Below are 25,108 nucleotides of genomic sequence, written 5' to 3'. Positions count from 1 at the left end.
CTTCGGCAATCTCAAGACCGTTCCGCAGCGCGAGGACGTCCAGCTCAACAAGTTCTTCCTTCCCTTCACCGGTTGGTTCCTCAACCCGAAGATGCGTTACTACCTCTACGTCTGGTCCTCGAACCCCTCGCAGGGGGATCCGGCGCAGGTCGTCGGAGCCGGAAACCTCAGCTTCGCGTTCAACCGCTTCGTGACGCTGGGCGGCGGGATCACGAGCCTTCCGAGCGTCCGCAGCACCGAGGGGCAGTTCCCCTACTGGCTCGGAGTCGACGACCGGCTGATCGCGGACGAGTTCTTCCGGGGGTCCTACACCAGCGGACTGTGGATCAAGGGCGAGATCGCGACGAAGCTCAAATACATGGCCATGCTCGGGAACAACCTGAGCACGCTCGGCGTCAGCGCGTCGCAGCTCGACAATACCCTCAATACCTCGTCCTTCATGCTCCAGTGGCTCCCGACGACCGGGGAGTTCGGTCTCTACGGCACCTTCGGCGACTTCGACTACCACGAGCGGGTGGCGACGCGGCTCGGTCTGCACTTCACGCACAGCCGCGAGGACAAGCAGAGCCAGCCGGGGACCAACGGCATCGAGAACAGCCAGATTCGCCTCACCGACGGCAGCGTGATCTTCACTCCCGATCTCTTCGGCACGGGGATCGCCGTGGAGAAAGTGACCTACGACATGACCAGCGTCGATGCCGGGGTCAAGTACAAGGGATTCGCGCTGGAGGCGGAGTACTACTGGCGCACACTGAGCGAGCTGACCGGTCCCGGAGTCGCCGACGCGGGAATCGCCGACATCGACGACCACGGATACCAGGTCCAGGCCTCCGCGATGGCGGTCCCGGGGGTGCTTCAGTTCTACGTCGGGGCGTCCGAGATCCTCGGCCGCTACGGCGACGGCTCCGAGCTCCGGGCGGGCATGAACTGGTATCCGATGAAGAAGCGCGGGCTCCGGCTCAATGCCGAGTGGCTCCACCTGAGCAAGTGTCCCGTGGGATACACCGCCGTTCCCTATCCCGTGGGGGGAAACGGGGACGTCTACCATCTCAACTTCGAGATGAACTTCTGAGGTCAGGAGGTCGCCCATGGTGACGAGCCTGCTCTTCGCGGCCGCGCTCGCGGCGCCGTCGTACGAGCTGCACGACGCCCACTTCCACCTCACGAACTACGTCCAGCAGGGGACCGACGTCCGCGACTTCCTGAAGATCATGGGAACGAAGGTCGGCCGATCGACCCTCTTCGGCATCCCGCTCCAGCAGACGTGGTCGTACGGGAACTCGGGCGACTTCGCGCCGACGTATTACCTCCAGTCCGATGCGCCGCTCTACTACTACTCGTTCACCGACGCATGGATCGCGATGGCCTACAAGTCGCTGTCGCCCGTGGAGCAGGCGCGCCTCGACCCGATGATCACCGGATTCAACCCCGCCGACATGTACGCGGTCGACCACATCCGGCGCGTGTTGACCACCTTCCCCGGCGTCTTCTCGGGGATCGGCGAGTTCACGATCCACAAGGAGTTCGTTTCGTCCAAGATCGCCGGGGAGACCGCGAGCCTCACGAACCCGGCCCTCGACCGGGTCCTCGACTTCGCCGGCGAGGTGGGGCTCGTCGTCATCCTCCACAACGACGTCGACATGCCGTTCCCGAAGCCCGGGCAGGATCCGTGGCCGGTCCGGCAGCTCGGGGAGCTCCTCCGCCGGCACCCGGCGACGACGGTCATCTGGGCGCACATGGGCGTCGGCCGCATCGTGCATCCCGTCACCGACCAGCTCGGGATGATCGAGCGCGCGCTCGCCGATCCCGCGCTCGCTCACGTGTTCCTCGACATCTCCTGGGACGAGACCGCGAAGTACGTCCTCGCGACGCCGGAAGGGCTCGCGCGGACCGCGGCGCTCATCAACCGGTTCCCCGACCGGTTCCTCTTCGGGACCGACGAGGTCGCGCCGCAAAGCCAGGAGAAGTACCTCAAGGTCTACGACCTGTACGCGCCGCTGTTCGCGCAGCTGGCTCCCGACGCGAAGGAGAAGCTGCTGAAAGTCAACTACGAGCGCCTCTTCGACCGGGCGAGGGCGAAGGTCCGGGCCTGGGAGAAGGCCAACGTCAAGCAAGGAGGAAGGTGATGAACATGCGGTCCTGGATCTGCGCGACGGCGCTGCTGGCGCTTGCGGCGTCCACCGGTGTGGTGGCCGAGGACGCCCCCGCGGCGAAGACGCGGGTCGACCTCTACGGCTTCGCGATGCTCGACATGGGGTACCAGTCGGGTCAGAACCATCCGGACTGGTACGACGTGGTGCGGCCGACGAAGCTGCCGTCGTTCGAGGACGAGTTCGGCACGGACGGCCGGTTCTTCGCCGGCGTCCGGCAGAGCCGCCTGGGCGTGAAATCGTGGACGCCGACGAGCGTCGGGGAGCTGAAGACGATCTTCGAGTTCGAGCTGTTCGGCACGGGGGTCGACGCCGGGCAGACGACCTTCCGCCTGCGCCACGCGTGGGGCGAGCTCGGCAAGTTCGGTGCGGGACAGACCTGGAGCCCCTTCATGGATCCCGACGTGTTCCCGAACTCGATCGAGTACTGGGGACCCAACGGCATGGTCTTCTTCCGCAACATCCAGCTGCGGTGGACGCCGGTTTCGGGGGACAACGTGTTCATGGTCGCCCTCGAGCGTCCGGGCGCCTCCGGCGACGGCGGCGTGTACTCCGACCGCGTCGAGCTCCAGGACGTCCAGGCGCGGTTCCCGCTCCCGGACGTGTCGGCCCAGTACCGGATGAACCGCGGGTGGGGTCACTTCCAGGCCGCGGGGATCGTGCGGTGGATCGAGTGGGACGACCTCGGCGCCCAGCCCCTCGACCTGTCGGGAGACGCGGTCGGCTGGGGCGTGAACCTCAGCACGAACCTCAAGTTCGCCGAGGACACCCTCCGGGCGTCGGTCGTCTACGGCGAAGGGATTCAGAACTACATGAACGACGCGCCGGTCGACATCGGCATCACCAACGACATCAACGACATCGGCGAGCCGCTGCCGATCCTCGGCATCGTGTTGTTCTTCGACTACTCCTGGAGCAAGAAGCTCACGAGCACGATCGGCTACTCCATGGTCGACATCGACAACAGCGACGGGCAGGCGCCCAGCGCGTTCAAGAAGGGGCAATACGCCCTCGTGAATCTCCTCTACTATCCGGTCGCCAACGTGATGCTCGGGCCGGAGCTCCAGTGGGGCAAGCGCGAGAACAACTCCGACGGATTCAGCTCGGACGATTTCCGCATCCAGTTCTCGGCCAAGTACTCCTTCGGCCACACGATGGGAGGCAAGTGATGTTCCGTCGCACGATGGTTGCCCTCGCCGCGTTCGCGCTCGTGCTCGCGCCCGCGGCTTGGGCCCAGACCCCCGCGGAGATCGACGCGGCGCTCAAGGCCGCCTACGAGAAGTACAAGAACCTGAAGGAGGGGGCGAACGCCGACTACATCCCCGCCCTCGCCAAGGTCGACTCCAACATCTACGGCATCGCGCTCGTAACCGTCGACGGCAAGGTCTACTCGATCGGCGACATCAAGTCCGAGGTGTCGATCCAGTCGATCTCGAAGGTCTTCACCATGGCCCTCGTCATGGAGGAACAGGGCGTCGACGCGATCCGCGACAACATGGGCGTCGATGCCACCGGGCAGGTGTTCAACTCGATCAACGCCGTCGAGCAGTACAAGGGCGCCGAGATGAACGCCATGGTGAACCCCGGCGCCATCACCGCGACGAGCATGGTCTCCGGGAAGGACCGCGCGGAGATCTGGAAGAAGATCCTGGACTGGCACGGGGCGTTCGCGGGCCGGACGCTCGCGGTCAACCAGGAAGTCTTCAAGTCGGAGGCCGACACCAACCAGCGCAACCAGGCGATCTCGATGCTGATGTACGCCTACGGGCACATCAAGGCCGAGCCGCTCCGGGCGACGGACATCTACACCGAGCAGTGCGCGATCAGCGTCAACGCCAAGGACCTCGCCGTGATGGCGGCGACCCTCGCCAACGGCGGCAAGAACCCCGTGACCGGGAAGCAGGTCATGAAGGCCGACAACGTTCCCGAGGTCCTCGCGGTCATGGCGACCGCCGGCCTGTACGACGACACCGGGAAGTGGCTCTACGCGACCGGTCTCCCGGCGAAAAGCGGCGTCGGCGGCGGCATCCTCGCGGTGTCTCCGGGCAAGTTCGGGATCGCGGTGATCTCGCCGCCGCTCGACAAGGCTGGGAACAGCGTCAAGGCGCAGAAGGCGATCGCGGACGTGTCGAACGCGCTGGGGGGCAATCCCCTGGCGCCGAAACCTCGCTGAGGGCGAGGCGACGGTGCTTCGCGACCTGCTCTGGGCGTGGCTGCTCCTCGCGAGCTGCGTCGTCATCCATTCCGTCACCCTCACGTGGGTCATCCGCCGGCTTCCGCGGATGATCCCCGTGAGGGAGGGGCGGTTCTGGCCGACGACGTGGCTGCTCATCCGCCTCGCGGGGTACCTCGTCCTCGCGCACGTCGCCGAGGTCCTCGTCTTCGCGACCTTCTACTCCCTGCAGGGGGCGTTCCCGGACCCGAAGGCCTGCGGCTACTTCAGCGTCGTGACGTACACGACCGTCGGCTACGGTGACCTCGTTCCGCCGGAGTCGCTGCGCCTCACCGCCGGCGTCGAGGGACTGACCGGGATCCTGATGTGCGGCTGGTCGACCGGCTTCTTCTTCGCGGTCGTGAACCGGTTCTATCGGCTCGAGGGTCCCGCGCGTTGAGCGCCCTCGTCCTGTTCCTGGCTCTCCTGTTCGCCTACAGCCTCGTGTCGCGAAAACTCGAGGGGACGGTCGTCACGGCCCCGATGCTCTTCGCCGGGGCGGGGTTCCTGTTCACGGAGTCGATCCCCGCGCTCGACGGGGATCGCGCCCTCCCCGTCCTTCTCACCGTGGCGGAGGTCGGCCTCGTCCTCCTGCTGTTCGCGGACGCCAGTCGCGTCGACCTGAAGCTGCTGCGGAGCATCCGGAACCTGCCGGTCCGCCTCCTGAGCACGGGCATGCTGCTGACGATCGCGCTCGGGGCGGCCGCGGCGAAGCTCCTCTTTCCGCAGCTTTCGGTATGGGAGGCGGGGATCCTCGCGGCGATCCTCGCGCCGACCGACGCGGGTCTCGGACAGATCATCGTGAACAGTCCGAAGGTGCCGCCGCGGGTGAGGCAGGCGCTCAACGTGGAGGCGGGTCTCAACGACGGCCTCTCGGTGCCGTTCCTGCTCTTCTTCATGGCGCTTTCCACCGGGGGCGGGGCGAGACTCCTGCCCTTCGTCGTCGAGCAGCTGGGATACGGCGCGCTCGTGGGGCTGGCGATCGGCGGGGGCGGCGGATGGCTGCTCGCGGTCGCGACCCGGCGGGGCTTCATGGCCGACGCGTCGCGGCAGATCGGCGTCGTCGCGCTGCCCCTGGCGTGCGTGCTCGCGTCGAACGCGGTGGGGGCGAGCATGTTCATCGCCGCGTTCGTCGCCGGGCTCGCCGTGCAGGTGCCGTACCCCGACGCGGGGCGGCACAGCGTCGAGTTCACCGAGGAGTGGGGCCAGGTCCTGAATTCCGCGGTGTTCTTCCTGTTCGGTCTCCTGGTCGCGGGCGCGTGGCGGCGGTTCGACGCGCGCGTGGTCGTCTACGCCGTCTCGAGCCTCACGGTCGTGCGGATGCTGCCGGTGGCGATCGCCCTCGCGGGAACGCGCCTCCGCCGGGCGACCGTCGTCTTCATGGGCTGGTTCGGGCCCCGTGGGCTCGCCTCGATCGTGCTCGGCCTCGTCTACCTCGAGGAGGTCGGGCAGGCGGACGTCGCGCCGGCCGTGCGGCTCGCCGTGATGATGACCGTCCTGCTGAGCATCTTCGCCCACGGCCTGAGCGCGGCGCCCGGGATCGGGCTCTACGCGCGCTCGGTCGCGGGCATGCCCCCCGACGCGCCGGAGCGCCGGGATCAGAACGAGAAGGTCACCCCCGCGACGGGGCCCGTCGTCAGGACGTCGTAGAGGAATCGGCTCGATCCCTCGCCGTCCTCGTAGTCGGCGTCGAGGGCGCGGTAGCCGAACGTGACGGCGAGCTTCTCCGAGACCTTCCAGTCGAACCGCGCGATCGCCTGCCACGCGAAGTCGGAGCCGACGCCGAATCCGCCGACGTCCGCGCGCCCCACGAACGCCCACTTCGCTCCGATGGGACGGATCCAGCGTGCGCCGACGACGGGGTCGATCCAGTCCGCCTTCGCGTCGGCCTCGACGACCGGTCCGAGGTCGGGGGTGAGCACGATCTCCGTGTCGATGCTGCTGTAACGCAGGCCGAACAGCCATTCGAGCCGGTCGGTCTGCTTGTACGCACCGTCGACCTCGAACATCGTCTGCGTGAGGTCGACGTCGGCCTTCAGGAAGCCCCCGGAGGAGTCCTTCGTGGCGCCGAGGCCCATGTAGATGAAGTCGGCCGTGGCGACCCACCGGTCCCGCTCGACGCGGTAGGCGGCCATGGCGCCGAACTCCAGGTTCTCCAGGATGTCCGAGAACCCCACGTTCACATCGGCTTCCACGGGTCCCACGGCGGTCGTGCCGTCCATGCCGGCGCCGAGGAAATACACCGACAGGGAGTGCTTGTACTCGCCGGCGACGACGGCAGGGGCGGCGAGGGCGAGCAGAACGAAGGTCGCGAGAGACCGGAGCTTCATCGATTCCTCCTCGGGAAGCAACGCATCATAGACGGCCGCTCAAGGCCCAACCCAGATACAACAGTCCGATCGCCGCGATCCAGCTCCCCGCCGCGCGCACCGCGATGCGCGTCCAGGGAGGCCGCAGCGACACGATCGCCGCGCCGAGAAGCGCCGTCAGCACGAAGACCGCGCCGGCGATCCCGACGAGACCGCTCGCCTCCCGTCCCGCGGCGGCGAGGCCCGCCCCGTTCCGCCAGCCGTGCAGGGCCCCGAGCAGCGCGGCGATCGCCGTGACGACGCCGGGAGCCAGACGTCGATCCGCCGCGGTCAGGATCCCGAGCGCGAGCAACGAGATCGACGTGATCCCCGCCGGAAGGAACGCCGTCCCGCCGAGGTGCCCGGCGAGGCCCGCGGCAAACCAGGCGACCGGAAGCGCGAACAGGGTCCTCCGGCCTGCGGCGGGGCCGTTGAGTCCCGCCAGCATCGCCATCGCCACCACGGGAAGCAGGTCGTCGAAGGTCACGAACAGGTGCGAGACCCCGTCGTAGACCGGACCCAGCCCCGTGTTCACGAGGTGCGCGTGCGCGGTCCCGCACCAGAAGAGAAGCGACGTCGCGACGACGACCTTCTTCATGATGCCAAGGCGCGCCACAGGAAGAAGACGCCGGCGAGGGCTACCGCGGCCCCCGCGACGCGCAGCGCCGTGCGTCCCCACCGCCAGCGATGGACGAGTCCGATGCCGATCCCGATCGCGTGCAGGCAACCGGTCGCGATCACGAAACCGACGCTGTAGAGGAGGCCGCTCTGGCCCGGCGGGAGCTCGGTGCCGTGGGCATGGCCGTGGAAGATCGCGAAGAACGCCACGAGCGCCGCCGCGATCCCGAGTCGCGGTCGCGCCTCCCGCGCCACCATCGCCCCGAGCGACACGGCCGAGAGCGCGATCCCGACTTCGACGCCGGGGATCGGGAGCCCGACGAGACCGAGGAACCCGCCGATCGCCATCACCATCGGAAAGGTCACCGGCAGCAGCCAGATCGCGGGAGCGCCCAGCTGGGCGCCCCACAACCCGACCGCGATCATCGCGAGGACGTGGTCGAGCCCGGAAAGGGGATGGCCCACCCCGGAGGCGAACCCCGCCGCCTGCCCCTGCTGCGCGTGCGCCCACGCGGGGGAGGTGACGAACAGCACCGTGAGCAGGGCGGCCACCCGCTGGATCGTCCAGTAGGCTCCGAGCGAGCCGACCGCGTACCCGGGGAGCGCTTCGACCCAGCGGGCCCAGCGGATCTCGAGCGCGCGGAAGGACCGTTCGAGGAGCAGGACGAGCGCCACGAACGCGACCTGGCCGATCTCGACGCCGACGTTGAAAAGAAGCAGCGCGAGCGGGATCTCCGCCTTCGGGAGCCCCATCGCGGAGAGGCCGCTCGCGAACCCGAAACCGTGCAGCAGGCCGAACGCGAAGGCGACGACCCAGGGGTGGCGGATCGTGAAGCTCGTCTCGCCGCGCCAAACGCGGACGATCTCGGGGCCCAGGAAGAGGATCGAAAGCGCGATCGCCGCGTTGAGCGGCGGCAGCGGGGCGGAGGCGTACCCGAGGGTTGCGATCGCGAGCGTGAGGCTGTGGGCGACGGTGAACGAGGTGATCGTCTTGACCAGCATCCAGCGGTCCGAGACGATCAGCAGCAACCCGAGCACGAAGAGCAGGTGATCCACGCCGAGCAGGATGTGCTGCACGCCCAGCTGCGCGTACGACCACGAGCGCTGGAGTCCCGTGGTCCGCGCGCCCAGCGTCACCGAAGGGATCGCGGGGCGGAGGAGGTGGCTTTCGAGCCGGCCGTCGGCGTGGTGGATCCGGACGAGCACGTCCGTCACCGTCGTCTCCAGCCCCGCGACGCGGAGCGACCTTCCGGCGATCCCGCCCTCGCACGTCAGCGTTCCGCGGACGAGCACCGCGCCCGGCGTGAGCTGCTGGCGGTCGGGGCTCGAGAGCGTGCAGCCGTCGGGGACGACGGGGGCGATGCGGATCTCCACCTCGCCGCCGGTCGGGCGCTTCCAGAGCAGGTCGTAGCTTCCGGGCGCCCGCTCGCGCAGCTCGAGGAAGCCGGGCCTCACCTCGTGCGCCTGCGCGGTTCCCGTGGCGACGACGGCGAGCGCGAGCAGGGTCCTCCGGATCACGGCCGCAATTCCCGCTTCTCGACGACGACCGTGTACTTCCGGAGCAGTCGTTCGTACATCCCGTCGAGCTGGCGGACGCGGCGGTCGGCGAGGAACTCCCGCTCGACCTCCGCGCGGATCCCGGGGAGCGCCGGGAGGGAGCCGGCGATCCGCTCGCGGACGAACACGAGGTGCCACCCGTAGGACGACGCGATCGGTCCCGACCAGGCTCCTTCCGGGAGCGACTCGACGGCGGCGGCGAATTCCGGTCCGAACACCGACGCCACGACCGCGCGCGCGGAGCGTTCCATTTCCGCCGGGAGCAGCGTCGGGTCGCCGAACCGTTCCCGGTCGCCCCCCCGCCGGACGGCCTCGAGGGCGGCGCGGGCGGATCGCTCCTCCCGGAAGTAGATCTGCTCGAAGGCCGTCTCCGGCTCGCGCCGGAATGCGTCGGGGTGCGCGTCGAGCCACGCCTGGAGCTCGGCTTCGGTCGGGGGTACGGCGGCGGCGACGTCCTCGGCGACGAACTCGAGCTTCTGCCGAAGGCGTCGCCGCACGATCGTGTCGTCCCGATCGAGGCCGGCGGCCGTCGCCTCGCGGACCGCGATCTCCTCCCGCACCCAGTCGTCGACGAGCCCCTTGAGCTCGGCTTCGGTGGGCGGCCGCTGCCAGACCTTCGCGAACCCCGCGGCGAGGTGATCGATCTGCCCCGAGGTGAGGACGATCCGCCCCGACCCCGCTCCGGCGCCGCCGCTCCAGTGGAAATAGAGGAACAGCGCGGCGCCGAGCGCGAGGAAGTGGACGAGGGGCTCCCGGAGAAAGGACTTCAATCGACCCCTACGGCGTGTACCAGATCGGCGACGTGTACGCGCGTTCGGTCGTCGTCATCGGCACCTTCGGATCCATGCGGATCCCGAAGCGTCTGGCGTCGTAGGCGGTCCACCGGGGGGTGGGGATCTCGATCACGCGGGCGTAGTAGAAGGCCCGCAGCTTCGGGTCGAACTCGGGGTCCTTCCAGACCGTGATGAGCTCCGGCGCGCCGATCGTGTTCGTCCACGTGGCGCTCGGGACGTCGACGGTGTTCCCGACCGCGGGGAGCTTGCCGGTCTTCGGGTCGGGCTTGCGGCCGTCGCTCCAGGCGACGTCGTAGACGCGCTCCTGCGGGCCCTTGGCGGGGTCGAGCCAGCCCTTCACGATCTGGATCCGGTCGAGGTTCCCCGAAAGCGGGTCCTTCGCGGCGGCGACGAGGAACGTCGGCGCCCTGCCCGCGGGGGCGTTCCGCAGGTCGCCGCCCATCGGCACCCCCTTCTCGTACCCCGAAGCCGCGGGCTGGCGGGTGAGGGCGTCCTTCGCCTCGAAGCTCCATCCGCCGAAGAAGCGCACGAGCATCCGCGATCCCGTGGTCGCGTAGACCTCCTTGCGCTTCATCGCGTCGAAGATCGACTCGCGGGTGTTCTCCTTCGCCCAGACCCCCGCGTAACCGGACGCGAGCATCTCCCAGCCGATCACGTTTTTCGTCGGGTCGGGCTTGTAGGTGATCGACACGTGCTGCCAGCGGTGCGGGTTCGGCTCGAGGAGGGAGACCTTCCCGAAGTAGTTGTCCTCCTCCACGGCCGGGATCCCGGCGTGGGAGTCCGTCGAGCCGATCATCCCGAACTTGAACGGGTTCGTCCCGAGCTTCTCCTCGAACGCGAGTCCGCGGGCGAGCGCCGCCCGGGCGTACTCCTTGGCGAACATGTCCGGGGTGTGCAGCGCCAGCCCGTTCAGGTTCATCCGGTCCCAGCGCTCGAAGTCGGCGAACTCGTCGTTGGGGGAGAGGAACGGATGGGTCTCGCTGTCTCCCTTCTGCTGGGTGACCTCGATCAGGGGCTCGCGGCGCGCGCGCTCGAGGGCGTATTCCCGCGTGAGGGGCTTTCCGACGTAGTCGACGTCCGAGAACATCAGGCCGTTGCTCACGTTGCCGTTGTGCGGAATGGCGAGGAGCTCTCCCCCCGTCTCCTTCTCGTACGCGGCCATCCACTTCCAGAGGTCCTCGGCGTTCGGACTGTCGTACTGGGTGTACGGGAGCACCCGGTCGGCCTTGTCGGCGCCGTCGCGGAAGACGACGACGCGATGGAGGTTGTTCCCGTCGGGGATCGACGTCCACTCGTAGCCGATGAACGCGGTGAACCTCCCCGGCTCGTTGTACTTCTCCGCGGCGACGTTGTTCGCCCGCCACGCGGAGCGGACCGCCTGCGGGTTCTCGATCGGGGCCTTCTTCTCGCCGAGGCTGCGCGTGATCTCGAGCACCGCGGCCATGGCGTCGTCGCCGCCCTTGCGGATCTTCTCGAACCACGAGCGCCCCTGCTCCGTCGCCAGGATGTCCGGGTCGCCCTTCAGCAACTGGGGCATCAGGCCGAGCATCTCGGAATGATCGGCCACGACCAGGAAATCCAGAGGCCGGGACAGCCGCGCGAACTGCCCCGTCGAGGTCGTGATCTGCTCGCCTCGCGCGAACCGGTAGGCCTCCTCCGGCCCGAGGCGACAGCCCGCCGCCCCCGCGTCGACGGAGATCGAGGTGTGGAGGTGGGTGTCTCCCCACAGGACCCGCGTCGGGTACTCCATCCCCGCGTAGGGGGAGTAGTTCCGCTTCGCGATCGTCGCGTCCAGCTGCTCTCGTGTCGGCGCCTCTTCCTGGGCCAGCGGAGCGCCGGCTCCCGTGGCCACGGCCAGAAGAACGATTGCGAATCCGGATCGGAACTCGAGCATCTCGTGGGCCTCCGTCAGGGCGTGTACCAAATCGGCGAGGTGTACGCGCGCTCCGTCGTCGTCATCGGCACTTCCTTGGGAAGCGTGAGCCCGTACTTCTTCGCGTCGTACGCCGTCCAGCGCGGCGTCGGAATCTCGATCACGCGTCCGTAGTAGAACGCCGGGACCTTCGGGTCGAAGTCGGGGTCCTTCCAGACGGCGGCCAACTCGGGGGCGCCGATGGTGTTCGTCCAGGACGCGTTGGCCACGTCGACGGTCGTCCCGACCGGCGGGAGCTTTCCGTCGGCGCCGGGCTTCCGGCCTCCCGACCAGGCGACGTCGTAGACCTTCTCGTGCAGCGAACCCTTGGCGTCCATCCAGCCCTTGACGATCTGGTACCGGTCGAGATTCGCGCCGATCGGGTCCTTCAGGGCGGCGACGAGGAAGGTCGGGGCCTTGCCGGCCGGCGCGGCCTTGAGATCGCCTCCCATCGGGACACCCTTGGTGTAGCCGACCTGCGCCGGCATGCGGTTCGCTGCGTCCTTCGCCTCGAAGTCGAAGCCGCCGAACAGGCGCACGATCATGCGCGGGCCGGTCGTCGCGTACGTTTCCCGCCGGTACATCGCGTCGAAGATCGCCTCGCGCGTGTTCTCCGTCGCCCAGACGGCCGCGTAACCCGATGCGGTCGTCTCCCAGGTCATGATGGTGGCGTTGGCCGTCTTCACGAACGGATGGGCCGCCCGCTCCGGGCTCGGCTCGGAAGAGGAGGTCTTCCCGAAGAAGTTGTCTTCCTCCACGGCGGAAAGTCCCGTGTGGGCGTCCGTCGAGCCGATCATCCCGAACTTGAAGGGATTGGTCCCGAGCTCCTTCTCGAGCTTCAGGCCGTTCTTCAGCGCCGCGCGCGCGTACTCGAACTCGAGCATCTCCGGCTTCTTGAGCTCGCTGAGGTCGAGGTTCCCCTTGTCCCAGGTCTCGTAGTCGGCGAACTCGTCGTTGGGGGACAGGAACGGATGCGCCTCGCCGTCGCCCTTGATCTGGGTGGCCTCGTAGAGGCGCTCCCACTTCGCGCGCGTCTTCGCGTACTCGACGTCGATCTTCTTCCCGGTCCCGGGCTCGATGATCGGGAACATCCGTCCGTTGCTGAGATTCCCGTTGTGGGCGATCGCCAGCAGCTCGCCGCCGGTCTTGTCCTCGTACGCCGCCATGTACTTCCAGAGCTCGCGCGGGTTGTCGCTTCCGAAGGGGGGATACACGGTGTACGGCTCGACGAGCGAGGCCTTGGTGGCGTCGTCGCGGAAGATCACGTTCCGGTGCAGGTTGTTCCCGCCCGTGTTCGACGTCCACTCGAACCCGATGAACGCGGTGAACCGGCCGGGCTCGTTCGCTTCCTCCGCGGCCTTGATCGTCTCGCGCCACGCCGACCGGAAGGCCTTCGTACCGGGGAAATACATGATCTCCTTCGGGAAGGTCCCCTGGGAGAAGGCGATGATGATCTCGATCGCGGCGTCCGCGCCCTTCCCCGCCTGGATCATCTCGTACCACTTTCGGCCGGTCGGGTGGGCGAGGATCTGGGGATTCCCGGCGAAGAGGTCCGGGAAGAACCCCATGTTGTCCGAGTGGTCCGCGACCACGAGGAAGTCGAGAGGGCGCGACAGCCTGACCGGCTGCCCGCTCGACGCCTGGATCTCCTCGCCCCGCGCCAGTCGGTAGGCATCGCGCGGACCGAGTCGGGCTCCGAAGGCGCCGGCGTCCATCGAGTAACCCGTATGGAGGTGCGTGTCGCCGAAGAACGGTCGCGTGGGGTAGTTGCGCCCCGCGTACGGAGAGTAGGGCGGCTTCCTGGAGGCGCGCTCCGCGGTCGCCTTGTCGAGGGTGCCGACGTCGGAGGTCACGCCCTCCTCGGCCCGCGCCGCCGGCCCCGCGAAAACCACGGAAGCGAACACAACGCTCGCAAGACCGGCTGGCATTCTCCTCACTGCGATCCTCCTTGGATTCCGCGATTCTCGCACCGCAGTGAGGCGAAACGCACCCGAATTCTCACGGCGTGCGTCCTCGCTTCACGAGGAAGTCCGCGAGCGCGGCGCGGGCGTCGGGGTCGGCGGGCTCGAGCTCGACCGCCCGTCGCAGCATTCCCTCGGCCTGCGCGTCGCGCCCCGCCTGCGCGAGCGCGAGCCCCGCGTTGTAGGCCGCGCGGGCGTTCCCCGGCATCCCGTTCGCGGCCCGGGCCAGAAGCGTCGCCGCCTCCTCGATCGTCCCCGTCTCGGCCACGAGCAGGCCGAGGGAGTAGGTCACCTCGGCCAGGTCCGGGTGCGTGGCGAGGATCCCGCGCAGGAGCGTCTCCGCCTCGGCGGATCTCCCCCGGCGGGCGAGCAGGATCGCGAGGTTTCCCGCGGGCGGCGGCCAACGGTCGTCGACGGCGATCGCACTGCGGTAGTAGGCCTCCGCCCTCACCGGGTCGCCGAGCCGCTCGAAGAGAAGGCCGAGGTTGTGTCCCGCGTGCGAGAAGTCGAGCCCGTACTCCATCGCCTTCACGTAGTCGGCGACCGCGGTCGCCAACGCGTCCCGCTGGTGGGGTTTCAGCGAGGCGGAGGGAGTCCCGGCGAGGGCGAGCGCCGTCTCGAGGCGGACGGCGCGAAGGGGATCGGAAAGAAGGGGCGCGAGCCGGGAGACGCGCTCCGCCTCGTCGGCGATCGGGGCCTGCGCCACGGCGGTGCGACGGATCAGCGGTTCCTCGTCGACGAGCGCGCTCCGGAACGCGGCGGTCACCTCGGGTCCGCGGTATCGGCCCAGAAGCGACAACGCGGTGGCCCGCACGATCGTCGGCTGGAGCCGATCGTCCGCGAGGGCGATCAGGTCCCGCTGAGCGGCGGGATCCCCGCGGCGTCCCGCCTCGATCGTCGTCCCGTAGTGGGGCTTGCGCGCGGTTCCGTACCACTTGTCGTACGCCGCCGTGACCCACGACAGCGGCTTGTCCGCGTGACACCCCGCGGCGCTGCAGGCGTTCGGCACGCCGAGCTCGCGGGTCAGGTCGGGGCGGGGAATCCGGATGCTGTGGTCGTGGCGCGGATGCACGACCATGAACTTCGACGTCGGCATGTGACACGAGACGCAACGCGCCTCCCGGTGGAAGTGGTGGCGCGCGTCGTCGTAGGTCGCCGCCGCGTGGCACGGAAGGCAGACGCCGTTTCCTTCCCCGCGGAGCTTCAGCGAGTGCGCGTCGTGGCAGTCGGTGCAGCGGACCCCCATGCGGAACATCTTGCTCTGCAGGAACGAGCCGTATTCGAAGTCCTCCTCGAGGATCTGCCCGTCGGCGTGGTAGAGCCCCTCGTCCAGCAGGGCGGGCAGGTGGTTGTCGAGCAGCTCCGAGCGCCGGTGGTCGTAGTCGCCGAGCTCGGTGCGGCGCGCATGGCAGGGGGCGCACAACTCGACGAGCGCGCGGTTCGTGATCGACGACGTCTTCATCACGAGCCCGGTGTCCACGATCGGGAGGCGACCCATCGGCGGGATCTCGGCCCACGCCACGTGTCGCGACCCGGGGCCGTGGCAGGCCTCGCAGCTCACGTCGATCTCCGACCAGCGCGTGGTGTAGCTGCCGGCCTGCGGGTCGAACCCCTTCACGAGGTTGGTCGAATGGCACTCCGCGCACATGCCGTTCCAGTTCTGGCCGTTGCGCGTCCAGTGGAGCCAGTCGTCGCGCTCGATTTTCCTTCCGGGGTAGAGGAAGAACCAGCGCCCGGCGTTCACGTCCCACGCGACCGAGAACGCCTGCAACCGGCCTCCGGGGAAACGAATCAGGTACTGCTGCAGCGGTTCCCACCCGAAGGTGTAGGCGACCTCGAACACGGCGGGCTTCCCGTCGGTCCCGTCGGTCTCGATGAGGAACTTCGCCCCCTCCCGGAAGAACCGCGCCTTCATCCCGTCGCCATCGAAGCGGACGCCGGAGAAGTCGCCGCGCACGGTCCCCTCGGTCGCTTCGGTCATCGCGAGGTCGTGGTGCGATCCGGTCCAGGCCTTGGTCTCCTTCTCGTGGCATTTCGCGCAGGCCTTCAGTCCGGTGAAGGTCGCCTCGGCGACGGTGGGGCTCACCGGCGCCGGGGGGCGCAGCGCCTCGCGAACGAGGTCGATCGCGCACCAAGCGACGACGGCCCCGGCGGCGGTCAGCGCCGCGGGCTTCCACCGAGCGAGGGGCCGGGTCCGGTCCTTGTCGGTGGACACGGGTGCGTCCGGCTACTGCGCCGGGATCGTGATCAGGGGCAGGTTGTCCGCGCCGCCCGTGTCCGTCAGCGTGAAGAAGAACATGACCGCCGTGAGCGCGCGCTTGGTCTGCCAGTCTCCTTCCTCGACCCAGAACCAGTGGTCCCGGTACGAGACGGCGGCGAAGGCGGAGTCGGGTCTGTCCTTTCCGCTGTGAATCCGCACGCGACCCGGGTGGTCCCCCGCGGCGTCCTGAGGCGCGGGCACGGCGCTGCGATCCGCGGCGTGCGCGTCCGGGAGATCGACGTAGCTCGCGAACGCGCCCATGACCTGCAGCATCGAGCGACTGTTCACCGCCAGCTCGTCTTTCCCCCCGCGTACCGGGGAGTACTTGAGGATGAACCTCTGCTGATCGGGCGGCAACCCGAGCAATCGCCGGATCTCCGCCGCTTTCTCCGCGATCTCGGGGCCCACGTCGTCGCGCCGGAAGAAAAGGACGGCCAGCTGACGACGGGCCTCGTCCTCGTCCACCCGCATCCCGATGGCGCCGGCGGCCTGTACCTCGCGCATCAACTCCAGCGCCCGCACGAACTCCGGATCCGCGTCCCGCACGAGACCCCCTGCGGCCGAGCGATTGCGCACGCCGTTGAGCGATTCGACGGTGAGCCCCAGGATGAAGTCCGCCGCGTACCCCGACTGGAGCATGGAGAAGATGTTCTTGGGATCGATGGGCGTGAGCAGTCCGCGCAGGAACCGCTCGCCGGTCATGGGGACGTAGGTGATGGTGGGACGGTCGGTAAACCGACCGGCGGCTCCCACCGACCCGCCGTATCCCTGGATCGAGCCGGCGGACGACACCTGGCCCCCGACGCTCACCGAGGTTTCCAGCGAATAACCCGCGACGATGGACGACACGTCCACGAAGACGGGAAGGTCCATGTAGCGGAGCTTGACGATGTTGAGGAGGGTCTGCTGCTTCCAGGAGTCGGCGATCGCCGTGCTGTAGTCGAAGCGATCCGCCGTCACGGTCCGGGGGCCGAGGTGGGTACAGCCGGTCAGCGTCGCGCCGGCGAGCGCGGCGATGAGGGTCGTCCGGCCGCGAGCGATCGTCATGGCTTCCGCCCTCCGAAGTCGGGCCGCATCGGCCTCGTGCCGATGCGGCCCGAGGATATTACTGCCTGGCGCCGGCCGTCACCGCCTCCATGACGTTGTCGAGGTTGAAGCTCCCGGGCTTTTGCCTCGGCGGGAACTCGCGGAAGCTCTGCAGCCACTGCCCCACGTACGCCCCCGCGGGAGCGATCACGAACATGTGGTCGGTGAACCACTGGTTGTAGCCGAACCCTTCGTACTCCGCGCGTTCGAAGGGGTCGGAGCGGAGGTTGCAGATCATCGGTGCGCGCAGCTTCACGAACGGCTCCATCCAGACGTGAAGTCCATGCGCCTCCTGCTTGAGGAAGGTGATCTTCCACTGGTCGTAGCGCAGCGCCGCGACGCTGCCGTCGTCGGTCCAGTAGAGGAACTCGCGGCGCGGCCACGCGCCCTGCCCCGCGAGCGCGGGCATGAGGTTGTACCCGTCGATGTGGACCTTGTAGGTGGTCTCTCCGACCTTGCGGCCCTTGAGGAGGTCCTCCTTCGCGGTGGTGTCGCCCGCGGCGGCGAGCAGCGTCGGGAGCATGTCCTCGTGCGAGCCGATGTCGTTGACGATCGTGCCCGGCTTGATGACGCCGGGCCAGCGGATCAGCGTCGGGACGCGATAGCCGCCCTCCCAGTTGGTGTTCTTCTCGCCGCGGAACATCGTCGTGCCGCCGTCGGGCCAGCTCATCGCTTCCGCGCCGTTGTCGGTCGAATACATGACGATGGTGTTCTCGTCGAGCCCCAGCTCTTTGAGCTTGGCGAGGATCAACCCGACGTGGCCGTCGTGCTCGACCATGCCGTCCGGGTAGACGCCGAGGCCGGTCTTCCCCTCGGACTCCTTCTTCAGGTGCGTGAAGATGTGCATCCGGGTGGAGTTCCACCAGAGGAAGAACGGCTTGTCCGCCTTCTTGGCGCGCTCCATGAAGTCGATCGCCTTGGCGTTGACCTCCTCGTCGATCGTCTCCATGCGCTTGATCGTGAGCGGGCCGGTGTCGGTGATGCGGCCGTCGGCGAAGCTGTGGATGACGCCGCGCGGGCCGAACTTCTTCTTGAACTCGGGATTCTTCGGGTAGTCCGGATGCTCCGGCTCCTGCTCCGCGTTGAGGTGGTAGAGATTGCCGAAGAACTCGTCGAACCCGTGCGCGGTCGGCAGCATCTCGTCGCGGTCGCCGAGGTGGTTCTTGCCGAACTGACCGGTCATGTACCCCTGCGCCTTGAGCAGCGTGGCGATCGTGGGGTCTTCCTTCTTCATCCCTTCGGGGGCGCCGGGAAGGCCGACCTTGGTGAGGCCGGTCCGGATCGGCGACTGCCCGGTGATGAACGCGGCGCGCCCGGCGGTGCAGCTCTGCTGGCCGTACCAGTCCGTGAACAGCGCTCCCTGCCTTCCGATGCTGTCGATGTTCGGCGTCTTGTACCCCATCACGCCCTGGTTGTAGGCGCTGATGTTGAAGCCGCCGACGTCGTCCCCCCAGATGATCAGAATGTTCGGTTTCTTGGCCTTCGCCTGCGCCTGCGCCGGCACGACGCCGGACGCCGCCAGCGCGAATGCCGCAAGCAACCCGGTCATGATCCTCTTCCGGTACCCCATGCTCCGACTCCTCCTTCAGGGCCGACGTGAGCCCGCGGTGTTCGAACGGATGGCGTCCAGCAGCGCGGTGCCGCGGAACGGTTTGGCAAGGTAGGCGGACGCCCCGCAACGCAACGCCGTCTCGCGCAACCCGGGTGCGTCGTGGGCGGTGATCAGGATCAGCGGGGACTCGATGCCGCGCGAGCGAAGCGCGGCGAGCAGCTCGAGTCCCGACATCCCGGGGAGCCTCAGGTCGCTGACCACGCAGGTGGCTTCCACGGCGAAGTCGGTGGCGAGCAAGGCCTCCGCGGATAAGAACGCGGCGGACTCGAAGCCGGCGGCGGCGAGCAGGCGCTCGACGGCCTCCCGCACGCTGTCGTCGTCATCGACGACGAGTACCCTCAGACCGGACGGCACCGCCATCCCGGCAGCTTCGCGCAGACCGGGCGTGGGACTCATCGGCAGAAGGGGCAGGACCTCCTGCCCGAAAGGGCAGAGGCGCGCCGGGACCTAATCCTCGGGGCGCCGCCGGAGGCGTTCGGCGAGGCTGCCGAGCTCGGCCGCGGAGCCGGCCTCGAGTTTCGCCATCACCTCCGCACGCACCGCCTTGACGGTCCGCTCGGCGATGCCCAGTTCGGCGGCGATCTGCTTGTTGAGCATGCCGGCGACGACGAGGTCCAGCACGTCCTTCTCGCGGGGGGTGAGCGACGCGAAACGCTCCCGAAGCGTCCGTGCTTCGCGCGCGCTCGCCTCACGGTCGAGCGCGCGCCGGAGCGCCTCGAGCAGGGTCTGCCGTTCGACCGGTTTCTCGAGGAAATCGACCGCGCCGGCTTTCATCGCCCGGACGCCGGACGCCACATCGGCATGGCCCGTGAGGAAGACGACGGGAAGGTGAACACCCCGCTGCTTCAGGGCGTCCTGCAACTCGAGCCCGGAAGGACCCGGCAGGCGCAGGTCGAGCAGGAGGCAGCCGGGGCGGTCCGGCAGCGGATGCAGGAGGAAGTCGCCCGGCGAGGCGTATCCGCGCGCCTCGAAGCCGGCGGCCGCCAGCAGGCGCAGCAACGCCGTGCGAAGGCCCTCGTCGTCGTCCACGACATGGATCAGCGGGGTGGGATTCACGTTCGAACCGTGACCGCGGGGAGTCGGACGTGAAAAACCGCCCCGCCTTCGGGGGCGTGCTCGGCCCAGATCCGGCCCCCGTGGGCCTCGACCAGCGTGCGGGCGATCGCAAGCCCGAGTCCCATCCCCTGGCGCTTGGTCGTGAAGAACGAATCGAAGAGCCTGGGCAGGTGCTCCGGGGCGATGCCCTGGCCCCGGTCGCTCACCTGGACCTCGACCTCGCCGGCGTCGGCCTCGACGGTGATGACGACCGTGCGCCGGTCCTCCGCGGCGTCGGCCGCCGCGTCCATCGCGTTGAGCGCCAGGTTCATGAGGACCTGCTGAAACTGCACGCGGTCCCCGGTCAGGGCGAGGCCGTCGGGCACGGGATGGACGTCGAGGGCGACGCGTCGCCGCCTCGCCTCCGGCTGGAGCAGCGAGGCCACGTCGCGCACGGCTTCGTCGAGCGCGAACGGCCGCCGTTCGACGTCGTGTTTCGCCAGGAAGGTCCGCAGCCTCCGGATCACCTCGCTGGCGCGCAGGTCGTCGCGCCGGATGTCGGCCAGGATCTGGCGGAGGTCGTCGCGGCGGTCTCCGCCGGAATCGAGGAGGAGCTCGGCGGTGTCGGCGTTGCTCAGGATCGCGCCGAGCGGCTGGTTGATCTCGTGCGCGATCGAAGCGGTCAGCTCCCCGGCGACCGCGAGCCGCGACGCGTGCGCGAGCTCGAAGCGCTGTTTCTGCCTGGCCGCCTCGGACGACCGCCGCCGGCGGCGCTCGGCGAGCAGCAGGGCGATCAGCCCGGCCTGGATCGCGAACACCGCCGCCGCGACGACAACCTGCCAGCGGTGCTCTTCCAGGAACGTCGGTGTCCTGAAATGGACGACGGCGTCCGCCGGGATCCGCCGTTCGTCGATGCCCCAACGCCGGACCTGGCGCCAGTCGACGTTCAAGGCCTGCGGCATCACCCCCGACGACGCGAACGAGGCGGGTGGGGTGCCGTCGAGCACCTCGTTCACCGTGCGACCGGCCTGCCTTCCCATCGCCTCGAAGCTCGGCATGGATCCACCGACGATCCCGGTCCCGAGGAAGGTGTTGTAGGGCGCGTAGACCGGAGCGCCCGACGCGGCGGCGACCACCCTGGCGGCGTCACGCGGCAGGTAATGGCGCCCGGCTCCGTCCTGGAAGAACCCCGGCGTGAACACGACCGCGTCGGTTCCCAGGGCGGCGAGCCGACGGCGAAGATCCTCGGGGGGTAATCCGGAGAGGAACTCGAACGTCGCCCGGCCCTCGAAGCGCGGCGCGGCCCCGCGCAGCCGCTGCTCCCACTCGAGGTCCGCCGCCGACGAACCCGTCACCAGCACGATCCGCCGGGCCGTCGGGTGCCATCGCAATGCCGCCTCGAGGGTGGCGACGGGGTCGTAATCGACCGACACGCCGACGACATCGTCGGGGGGAGCCGGGATCGACCGCAGATACGTCACACCGACCCCGACGTGAACGACCGGAACGCCGGGAAACACCGACGCGCGACGGCTCAGGACGAATTCGAGCGCCTCGTTTCCCGCCGCCACGATCGCATCGGGAGGATGCGAGGCGTACTTGCCTCGCAGGTAGGCCGCGATCGTTTCGTCGTGCGCCTCCCCGGCGAATCGCGGCCGGTCGAGGAACTCGTCGTAGATCTCGGTCCGCGGGCTCGCCGACTCGGGGAGGGCGTCGCGCAGGCCCCGATCGACCTCGATGTTCGCGGGGAGAAGCCGGCCGTTCGAATACAGGACGACGACGTCGCGGACCGGCATCGCGGCGGTCGGCGGGATGGCGCCCTCGGCGACGAGGCCCGCGAGGAGGAGACTGCCCAGGCTCGGCATGCCGAGCCCATCGTATCAAGGAGGATGAGGCATGATGGGCCCGAGGTTCGCCGTCGATGACCGTGCGCCGCAAGCGGATCCTGATCGCGCTCGCCATCGCCGCATCGGCGGTCGCGGCGATCGTTCTCGCCGCGCGCGCCGTCGTTCCCTCGTGGCTGCAGGGGAAAGTCGAGGAGGTCGCGAGCCGCGCGCTCGGGCGCGAGCTGCGAATCGGCGGTCCGTTCGACGTGTCGTATTCGGGGACGCCGACGCTCACCGCGGGCGGCATCACGCTGGCCAACCTCCCGTGGGGCAGCGAGCCGTCGATGATCCGCGTGGGGCGTATCCGGGTCGTCGTCGACCTCGCGTCGCTCGGGTCGGGCCCCGTCAGGATCCTGGACCTCGAGGTCGACGACGTCCGGCTGCTCCTGGAGGCCGACGGCGATGGGCGCGGGAACTGGGTCTTCCCGATGCCTCCTCCTCCGAGCGCACCACGACCGGGGCCGCCGGTCCTCTTCGATCACGTCGTCGTTCGCGGTGTCGCGGTCGTCGTCCGACCGCGCCCCGACGCGGCGCCGGTGGAACTGGGGGTCGAGGCGCTGGAAGCCCGGCTCGACCCCTCGAGCCGGATGATCGACGTCGAGGGGAAGGGGCGCTTCGACGACCTCCCGTGGGAGCTCGCCGGGCGGCTCGGCACCTACGAGAGGCTGTTCGAGATCCGCGACGTCGAACAGGCGCTCACGGGGCGCCTCGGGAATTCGACGCTCGAGGTCCGGGGACGGATCCGGGATCCGCTCGACCTCGGGGCCCCCGACCTCGAGGTGGGCGTGGCCGGACCGGACATCGTGGCGGCCCTCGGGCACCTCGGTCTTCGATCGCCGCTGACCGGGGCGTTCGAGCTCCGGGGCCGGCTCACTCCGGTGGACGACGGCGTTCACGTCGAGGCGACGGGTTCCGTCGCGGGCGTCACGGCGGGCGCGCGCGGGGTCGTGAACAAGCTGACGACGTTCGAGAAACTCGACCTGCGCGTCGATGCCGCGGGACCGAACCTCGCCGAAGCCGGTGCGTGGATCGGCGTGGAGAGCCTCCCGTCGCGGCCCTTCGCGCTCGACGGTCGCCTGCGACGCGAGGACGGGCGGTTCTCCGTCGACGACGCGAGGCTGCGCGCGGGTCCGACTTCCGTCGCGGTTTCGGGAGTGTTCGGACCGCCGCCGCGCTGGATCGGCACCGAGCTCGAGGTCCACGCCGAGGGGCGGGACCTCTCGGAGCTGTCCGGCGCGACGCGCCTCCGGCTCCCTCCGGGGCCGTTCGGGGCGGACGGGCGACTTTCGCGCCGCGAGAACGGCCTCGCGATCGAGAGCGCGGCGTTGCGTTTCCGCGAAGCGCGGGCGCGGGCTTCCGGGGTCCTCGGCGAGCCGCCGGGGCTCTCGAGCCTCGACCTGACGGGAGAGGCCGAGGGCCCCGACCTCTCGTGGTTCTCCGGGCTCGCGGGCGTCGACCTGCCCGCGCGGCCGTTCCGTGTGCGCGGGCGTGTCGCCCGCGACGGCGACGCGCTCGCGCTCGACGCCGTCGAAGGGCGGCTGGGCGAGGACGCGCTGAGCCTGAACGGCCGGCTCGTGCCCGTGGCGCGGCTGACGGGGAGCGACGTGACCTTGCGCGCCACCGGCCCCGACCTCGCGGAGCTCGCCGCGCTCGCGGGGATCGAGCGCGCGCCCGCGGAGGCGTTCGACGTGCGAGGGCGCGTGCGCGTCGCGACGGACGGCTGGGACCTCGAGGGGGTCGAAGGTTCGGTGGGCCGGGTCACCGCGCGGCTGGACGGGCGCGTCGGCGCGTCGTCCTCGCTCCGGGGGAGCGCCCACGGTCCCTCGCTCTCCGACCTCGCGGCGTGGGGCGTGCCCGGGGACCTTCCCGCCGACCCGTTCTCCGTCGAGGGGGGGCTGCGCGTCGACGGGGGCGTCTATCGCGCCGAAGGGGTCGTCGCGAACGTGGGACAGGACCACGCGGCGTTCGATGGGGTGCTCGGATCCTTCCCCGGGCTCGTCGGACTCGACGGCGAGGTGAAGGTCTCGGGACCGAGTCTCGCCGGCCTCGCGCGTTTCTTCGCCGCCGCGGAACGGCTTCCCGTCGAAGCCTACGCGGTCGCGGGCCGGGTGCGCCGCACCTCCTCGGGGTACGCGCTGGAAGGGGTATTCGGCAAGGCGGGGGAGACGGCGATCCGGCTGGACGGGACCCTCGGCGCCGGAGAGGCCGACCTCCGCTTCGACGCCACGGGGCCGGACACCTCCCTGCTCGCCTCCCTCGCCGGAACCCCCCTCCCCGACGGCGCGTTCGAGGCCCACGGACGGGTCGCGCGTCGCCGGGCGGGGCTGCTCTGCGACGAGGTGACGGTCGCCCTCGGTGAGGCGCGGGCGCGGGTGTCGGGGACCGTCGGCGCGCCTCCCGATTTCGAAGGCACGGATCTTCACGTCCACGCCTCGGGACCGGACCTGTCGGCGGCGCTCGGTCCGGTCACGGGGCTCCCGATGCTGCCGACGGACGCGTTCGAGATCTCTCTGGAAGTCGCCGGCAACGCCGAGCGGTTCGCGTCGAATCGTTTCTCCGCGCGACTGGGCGGGAGCGATCTCGAAGGGCGGGTCTCCATGCGACTCGACGGGCGGCCGTTCGTCGAGGCGGACCTGCGCTCGGGGCACATCGACGTCTCCGCCCTCCGCTCCGGGTTCGGTGTCGAGCCTCCGAACGAGGAGTCGGCGCCCGCGGCGGAGCCGCGCCGGCAGGTGTTCTCGGAGGCGCCGTTGACGCTGGATGCCCTTCGCAAGCTCGACGCGACCCTCCGACTCGAGGTGGCGGAGCTGGCGACCGAAGGGCTCGAGCTTCGCGACGTCGTCGTGGGCGGCACGCTGCGCGACGGGGCGCTCCGGGTCGACGGCATCCGCGGCGTGGGTGTGCTCGGAGGCCGTTTCACCGCGAATCTCGCGATGGAGCCCGTGGGCGATCGCTACCGCATGTCGACGACGGGTCGCCTCGACGGGGGACGGCTCGCCCCGCCGGGCTCGAAGAAGACCGAGGAAGACACCCTCCCCCTCGACGTGGAATTCGACCTGCGGGGCGAGGGGAGGTCGCTCCACGACATCGCCGCGACCGCGAACGGCCACGTCCTGGCGGTCCTCGGCTCCGGGCGGCTCCCCAACACGCTCAGCAGCAGCCTGACCTCCGGCGTGCTGCGGAGCCTGCTCGACGCCCTCAACCCGTTCCGGAAGTCTTCAGAACACACCGACGTGGAGTGCGGCGTCGCGGCGGCGTTCGTGACGGAAGGCAAGGCGGCCGTCGAGCCGATCGCCGCACGCACCGACAAGATGACGGTGGTCGGCCGCGGCAAGGTCGACTTCGAGACCGAGAAGATCGACTTCACCTGGACGATCAAGCCGCGTCGGGGCGTCGGGGTCTCGGCGACGTCGATCACCAATCCCTACATCAAGCTCGGCGGGACCCTCGCCGCGCCAAGCCTCGACGCAAAGCCGATCGAGGCGGCCGCGTCCACCGGGGCCGCGGTCGCAACCGCGGGGATCACGATCCTGGTGCGGGGGATCTACGACCGGATCACGGCGGAGAAGAAAGTCTGCGTGAGGGCGCTCGAGAAGGCCCGGGAGCAGATGGAGGCGCGTAGTTTCACGCCGCCGGACTGAGTAATTCCCCGAGGTCCGCCCCCGCCGCGCTCCGGC

General features: G+C 69.5%; 19 protein-coding genes. 7 read left to right on the top strand and 12 right to left on the bottom strand.

The window, feature by feature from the left end; all coding sequences use genetic code 11:
* The 6 genes from VF139_08370 to VF139_08345 form a co-directional block, all read left to right on the top strand.
* On the top strand, positions 1–1,072 hold a 1,072-nt coding region (locus tag VF139_08370), incomplete at its 5' end, for a hypothetical protein (GenBank protein ID HEX6851412.1).
* Positions 1,073–1,088: 16 nt separating this feature from the next.
* Entirely contained in the window at positions 1,089–2,126 is a 1,038-nt protein-coding gene (locus VF139_08365; GenBank protein ID HEX6851411.1) for an amidohydrolase family protein, read from the top strand.
* On the top strand, positions 2,126–3,319 hold the full coding sequence (locus VF139_08360) for a DcaP family trimeric outer membrane transporter (protein HEX6851410.1): 1,194 nt from the start codon (positions 2,126–2,128) through the stop codon (positions 3,317–3,319). Before VF139_08365 ends, VF139_08360 begins: the two co-directional genes overlap by 1 nt.
* Positions 3,319–4,323 carry a glutaminase A gene (gene glsA / locus VF139_08355; GenBank protein ID HEX6851409.1) on the top strand — a complete coding sequence of 335 codons (1,005 nt, stop codon included), beginning with the start codon at positions 3,319–3,321 and terminating at the stop codon, positions 4,321–4,323. Before VF139_08360 ends, glsA begins: the two co-directional genes overlap by 1 nt.
* 13 nt (positions 4,324–4,336) lie before the next feature.
* Entirely contained in the window at positions 4,337–4,762 is a 426-nt protein-coding gene (locus VF139_08350) for a potassium channel family protein (GenBank protein HEX6851408.1), read from the top strand.
* Positions 4,759–6,012 (top strand): cation:proton antiporter, encoded by a 1,254-nt coding sequence (locus tag VF139_08345; GenBank protein HEX6851407.1) that lies wholly within the window; start codon positions 4,759–4,761, stop codon positions 6,010–6,012. The genes VF139_08350 and VF139_08345 overlap by 4 nt, the downstream gene beginning before the upstream one ends.
* Here the strand turns inward: VF139_08345 and VF139_08340 are convergent.
* The 12 genes from VF139_08340 to VF139_08285 all read right to left on the bottom strand — a co-directional run bounded on the left by VF139_08340 (position 5,961) and on the right by VF139_08285 (position 21,410).
* Complete coding sequence (locus VF139_08340; protein HEX6851406.1) at positions 5,961–6,692, bottom strand: hypothetical protein; 732 nt, start codon at positions 6,690–6,692, stop codon at positions 5,961–5,963. The genes VF139_08345 and VF139_08340 overlap by 52 nt on opposite strands.
* A 25-nt stretch (positions 6,693–6,717) precedes the next feature.
* A complete protein-coding gene (locus VF139_08335) occupies positions 6,718–7,308 on the bottom strand; it encodes a HupE/UreJ family protein (GenBank protein ID HEX6851405.1) in 591 nt (196 codons plus the stop codon).
* Positions 7,305–8,846 carry a HupE/UreJ family protein gene (locus VF139_08330; protein ID HEX6851404.1) on the bottom strand — a complete coding sequence of 514 codons (1,542 nt, stop codon included), beginning with the start codon at positions 8,844–8,846 and terminating at the stop codon, positions 7,305–7,307. The genes VF139_08335 and VF139_08330 overlap by 4 nt, the downstream gene beginning before the upstream one ends.
* Entirely contained in the window at positions 8,843–9,655 is an 813-nt protein-coding gene (locus VF139_08325; GenBank protein ID HEX6851403.1) for a peptidylprolyl isomerase, read from the bottom strand. Before VF139_08325 ends, VF139_08330 begins: the two co-directional genes overlap by 4 nt.
* Positions 9,656–9,662: 7 nt before the next feature.
* Positions 9,663–11,573 carry a DUF3604 domain-containing protein gene (locus VF139_08320; protein HEX6851402.1) on the bottom strand — a complete coding sequence of 637 codons (1,911 nt, stop codon included), beginning with the start codon at positions 11,571–11,573 and terminating at the stop codon, positions 9,663–9,665.
* A 14-nt stretch (positions 11,574–11,587) separates the two neighbouring features.
* Entirely contained in the window at positions 11,588–13,444 is a 1,857-nt protein-coding gene (locus VF139_08315) for a DUF3604 domain-containing protein (protein HEX6851401.1), read from the bottom strand.
* A gap of 145 nt (positions 13,445–13,589) precedes the next feature.
* A complete protein-coding gene (locus VF139_08310; protein ID HEX6851400.1) occupies positions 13,590–15,767 on the bottom strand; it encodes a tetratricopeptide repeat protein in 2,178 nt (725 codons plus the stop codon).
* Between the two features lie 12 nt (positions 15,768–15,779).
* Positions 15,780–16,859: a hypothetical protein gene (locus VF139_08305; protein ID HEX6851399.1), complete on the bottom strand. Its 1,080-nt coding sequence runs from the start codon at positions 16,857–16,859 to the stop codon at positions 15,780–15,782.
* Between the two features lie 58 nt (positions 16,860–16,917).
* The gene (locus VF139_08300; GenBank protein ID HEX6851398.1) at positions 16,918–18,468 is read right to left on the bottom strand and encodes an arylsulfatase; all 1,551 of its coding nucleotides are present in this window, start codon (positions 18,466–18,468) and stop codon (positions 16,918–16,920) included.
* 15 nt (positions 18,469–18,483) lie between these two features.
* Complete coding sequence (locus tag VF139_08295; protein HEX6851397.1) at positions 18,484–18,906, bottom strand: response regulator; 423 nt, start codon at positions 18,904–18,906, stop codon at positions 18,484–18,486.
* Positions 18,907–18,957: 51 nt separating this feature from the next.
* A complete protein-coding gene (locus VF139_08290; protein HEX6851396.1) occupies positions 18,958–19,566 on the bottom strand; it encodes a response regulator in 609 nt (202 codons plus the stop codon).
* On the bottom strand, positions 19,563–21,410 hold the full coding sequence (locus VF139_08285; protein HEX6851395.1) for an ATP-binding protein: 1,848 nt from the start codon (positions 21,408–21,410) through the stop codon (positions 19,563–19,565). Before VF139_08285 ends, VF139_08290 begins: the two co-directional genes overlap by 4 nt.
* A gap of 56 nt (positions 21,411–21,466) precedes the next feature.
* Between VF139_08285 and VF139_08280 the strand changes: the two genes are divergently transcribed.
* Positions 21,467–25,072 carry an AsmA-like C-terminal region-containing protein gene (locus VF139_08280; protein HEX6851394.1) on the top strand — a complete coding sequence of 1,202 codons (3,606 nt, stop codon included), beginning with the start codon at positions 21,467–21,469 and terminating at the stop codon, positions 25,070–25,072.
* Positions 25,073–25,108: the final 36 nt, after the last annotated feature.

The sequence above is a fragment of the Candidatus Polarisedimenticolaceae bacterium genome (genome assembly GCA_036376135.1).
Taxonomy (GTDB): Bacteria; Acidobacteriota; Polarisedimenticolia; order Polarisedimenticolales; family DASRJG01; genus DASVAW01.
Note: the sequence above shows the minus strand (reverse complement) of the source record. Positions and strands in the feature narration are given on the sequence as shown.

Bases quoted from the DNA above. Each gene is read 5' to 3' on its own strand.
- VF139_08365 (HEX6851411.1), top strand. From the start codon at position 1,089: ATGGTGACGAGCCTGCTCTTCGCGGCCGCGCTCGCGGCGCCGTCGTAC.
- VF139_08360 (HEX6851410.1), top strand. From the start codon at position 2,126: ATGAACATGCGGTCCTGGATCTGCGCGACGGCGCTGCTGGCGCTTGCG.
- glsA (HEX6851409.1), top strand. From the start codon at position 3,319: ATGTTCCGTCGCACGATGGTTGCCCTCGCCGCGTTCGCGCTCGTGCTC.
- VF139_08340 (HEX6851406.1), bottom strand. From the start codon at position 6,692: ATGAAGCTCCGGTCTCTCGCGACCTTCGTTCTGCTCGCCCTCGCCGCC.
- VF139_08335 (HEX6851405.1), bottom strand. From the start codon at position 7,308: ATGAAGAAGGTCGTCGTCGCGACGTCGCTTCTCTTCTGGTGCGGGACC.
- VF139_08320 (HEX6851402.1), bottom strand. From the start codon at position 11,573: ATGCTCGAGTTCCGATCCGGATTCGCAATCGTTCTTCTGGCCGTGGCC.
- VF139_08305 (HEX6851399.1), bottom strand. From the start codon at position 16,859: ATGACGATCGCTCGCGGCCGGACGACCCTCATCGCCGCGCTCGCCGGC.
- VF139_08300 (HEX6851398.1), bottom strand. From the start codon at position 18,468: ATGGGGTACCGGAAGAGGATCATGACCGGGTTGCTTGCGGCATTCGCG.
- VF139_08295 (HEX6851397.1), bottom strand. From the start codon at position 18,906: ATGAGTCCCACGCCCGGTCTGCGCGAAGCTGCCGGGATGGCGGTGCCG.
- VF139_08285 (HEX6851395.1), bottom strand. From the start codon at position 21,410: ATGCCGAGCCTGGGCAGTCTCCTCCTCGCGGGCCTCGTCGCCGAGGGC.
- VF139_08280 (HEX6851394.1), top strand. From the start codon at position 21,467: ATGACCGTGCGCCGCAAGCGGATCCTGATCGCGCTCGCCATCGCCGCA.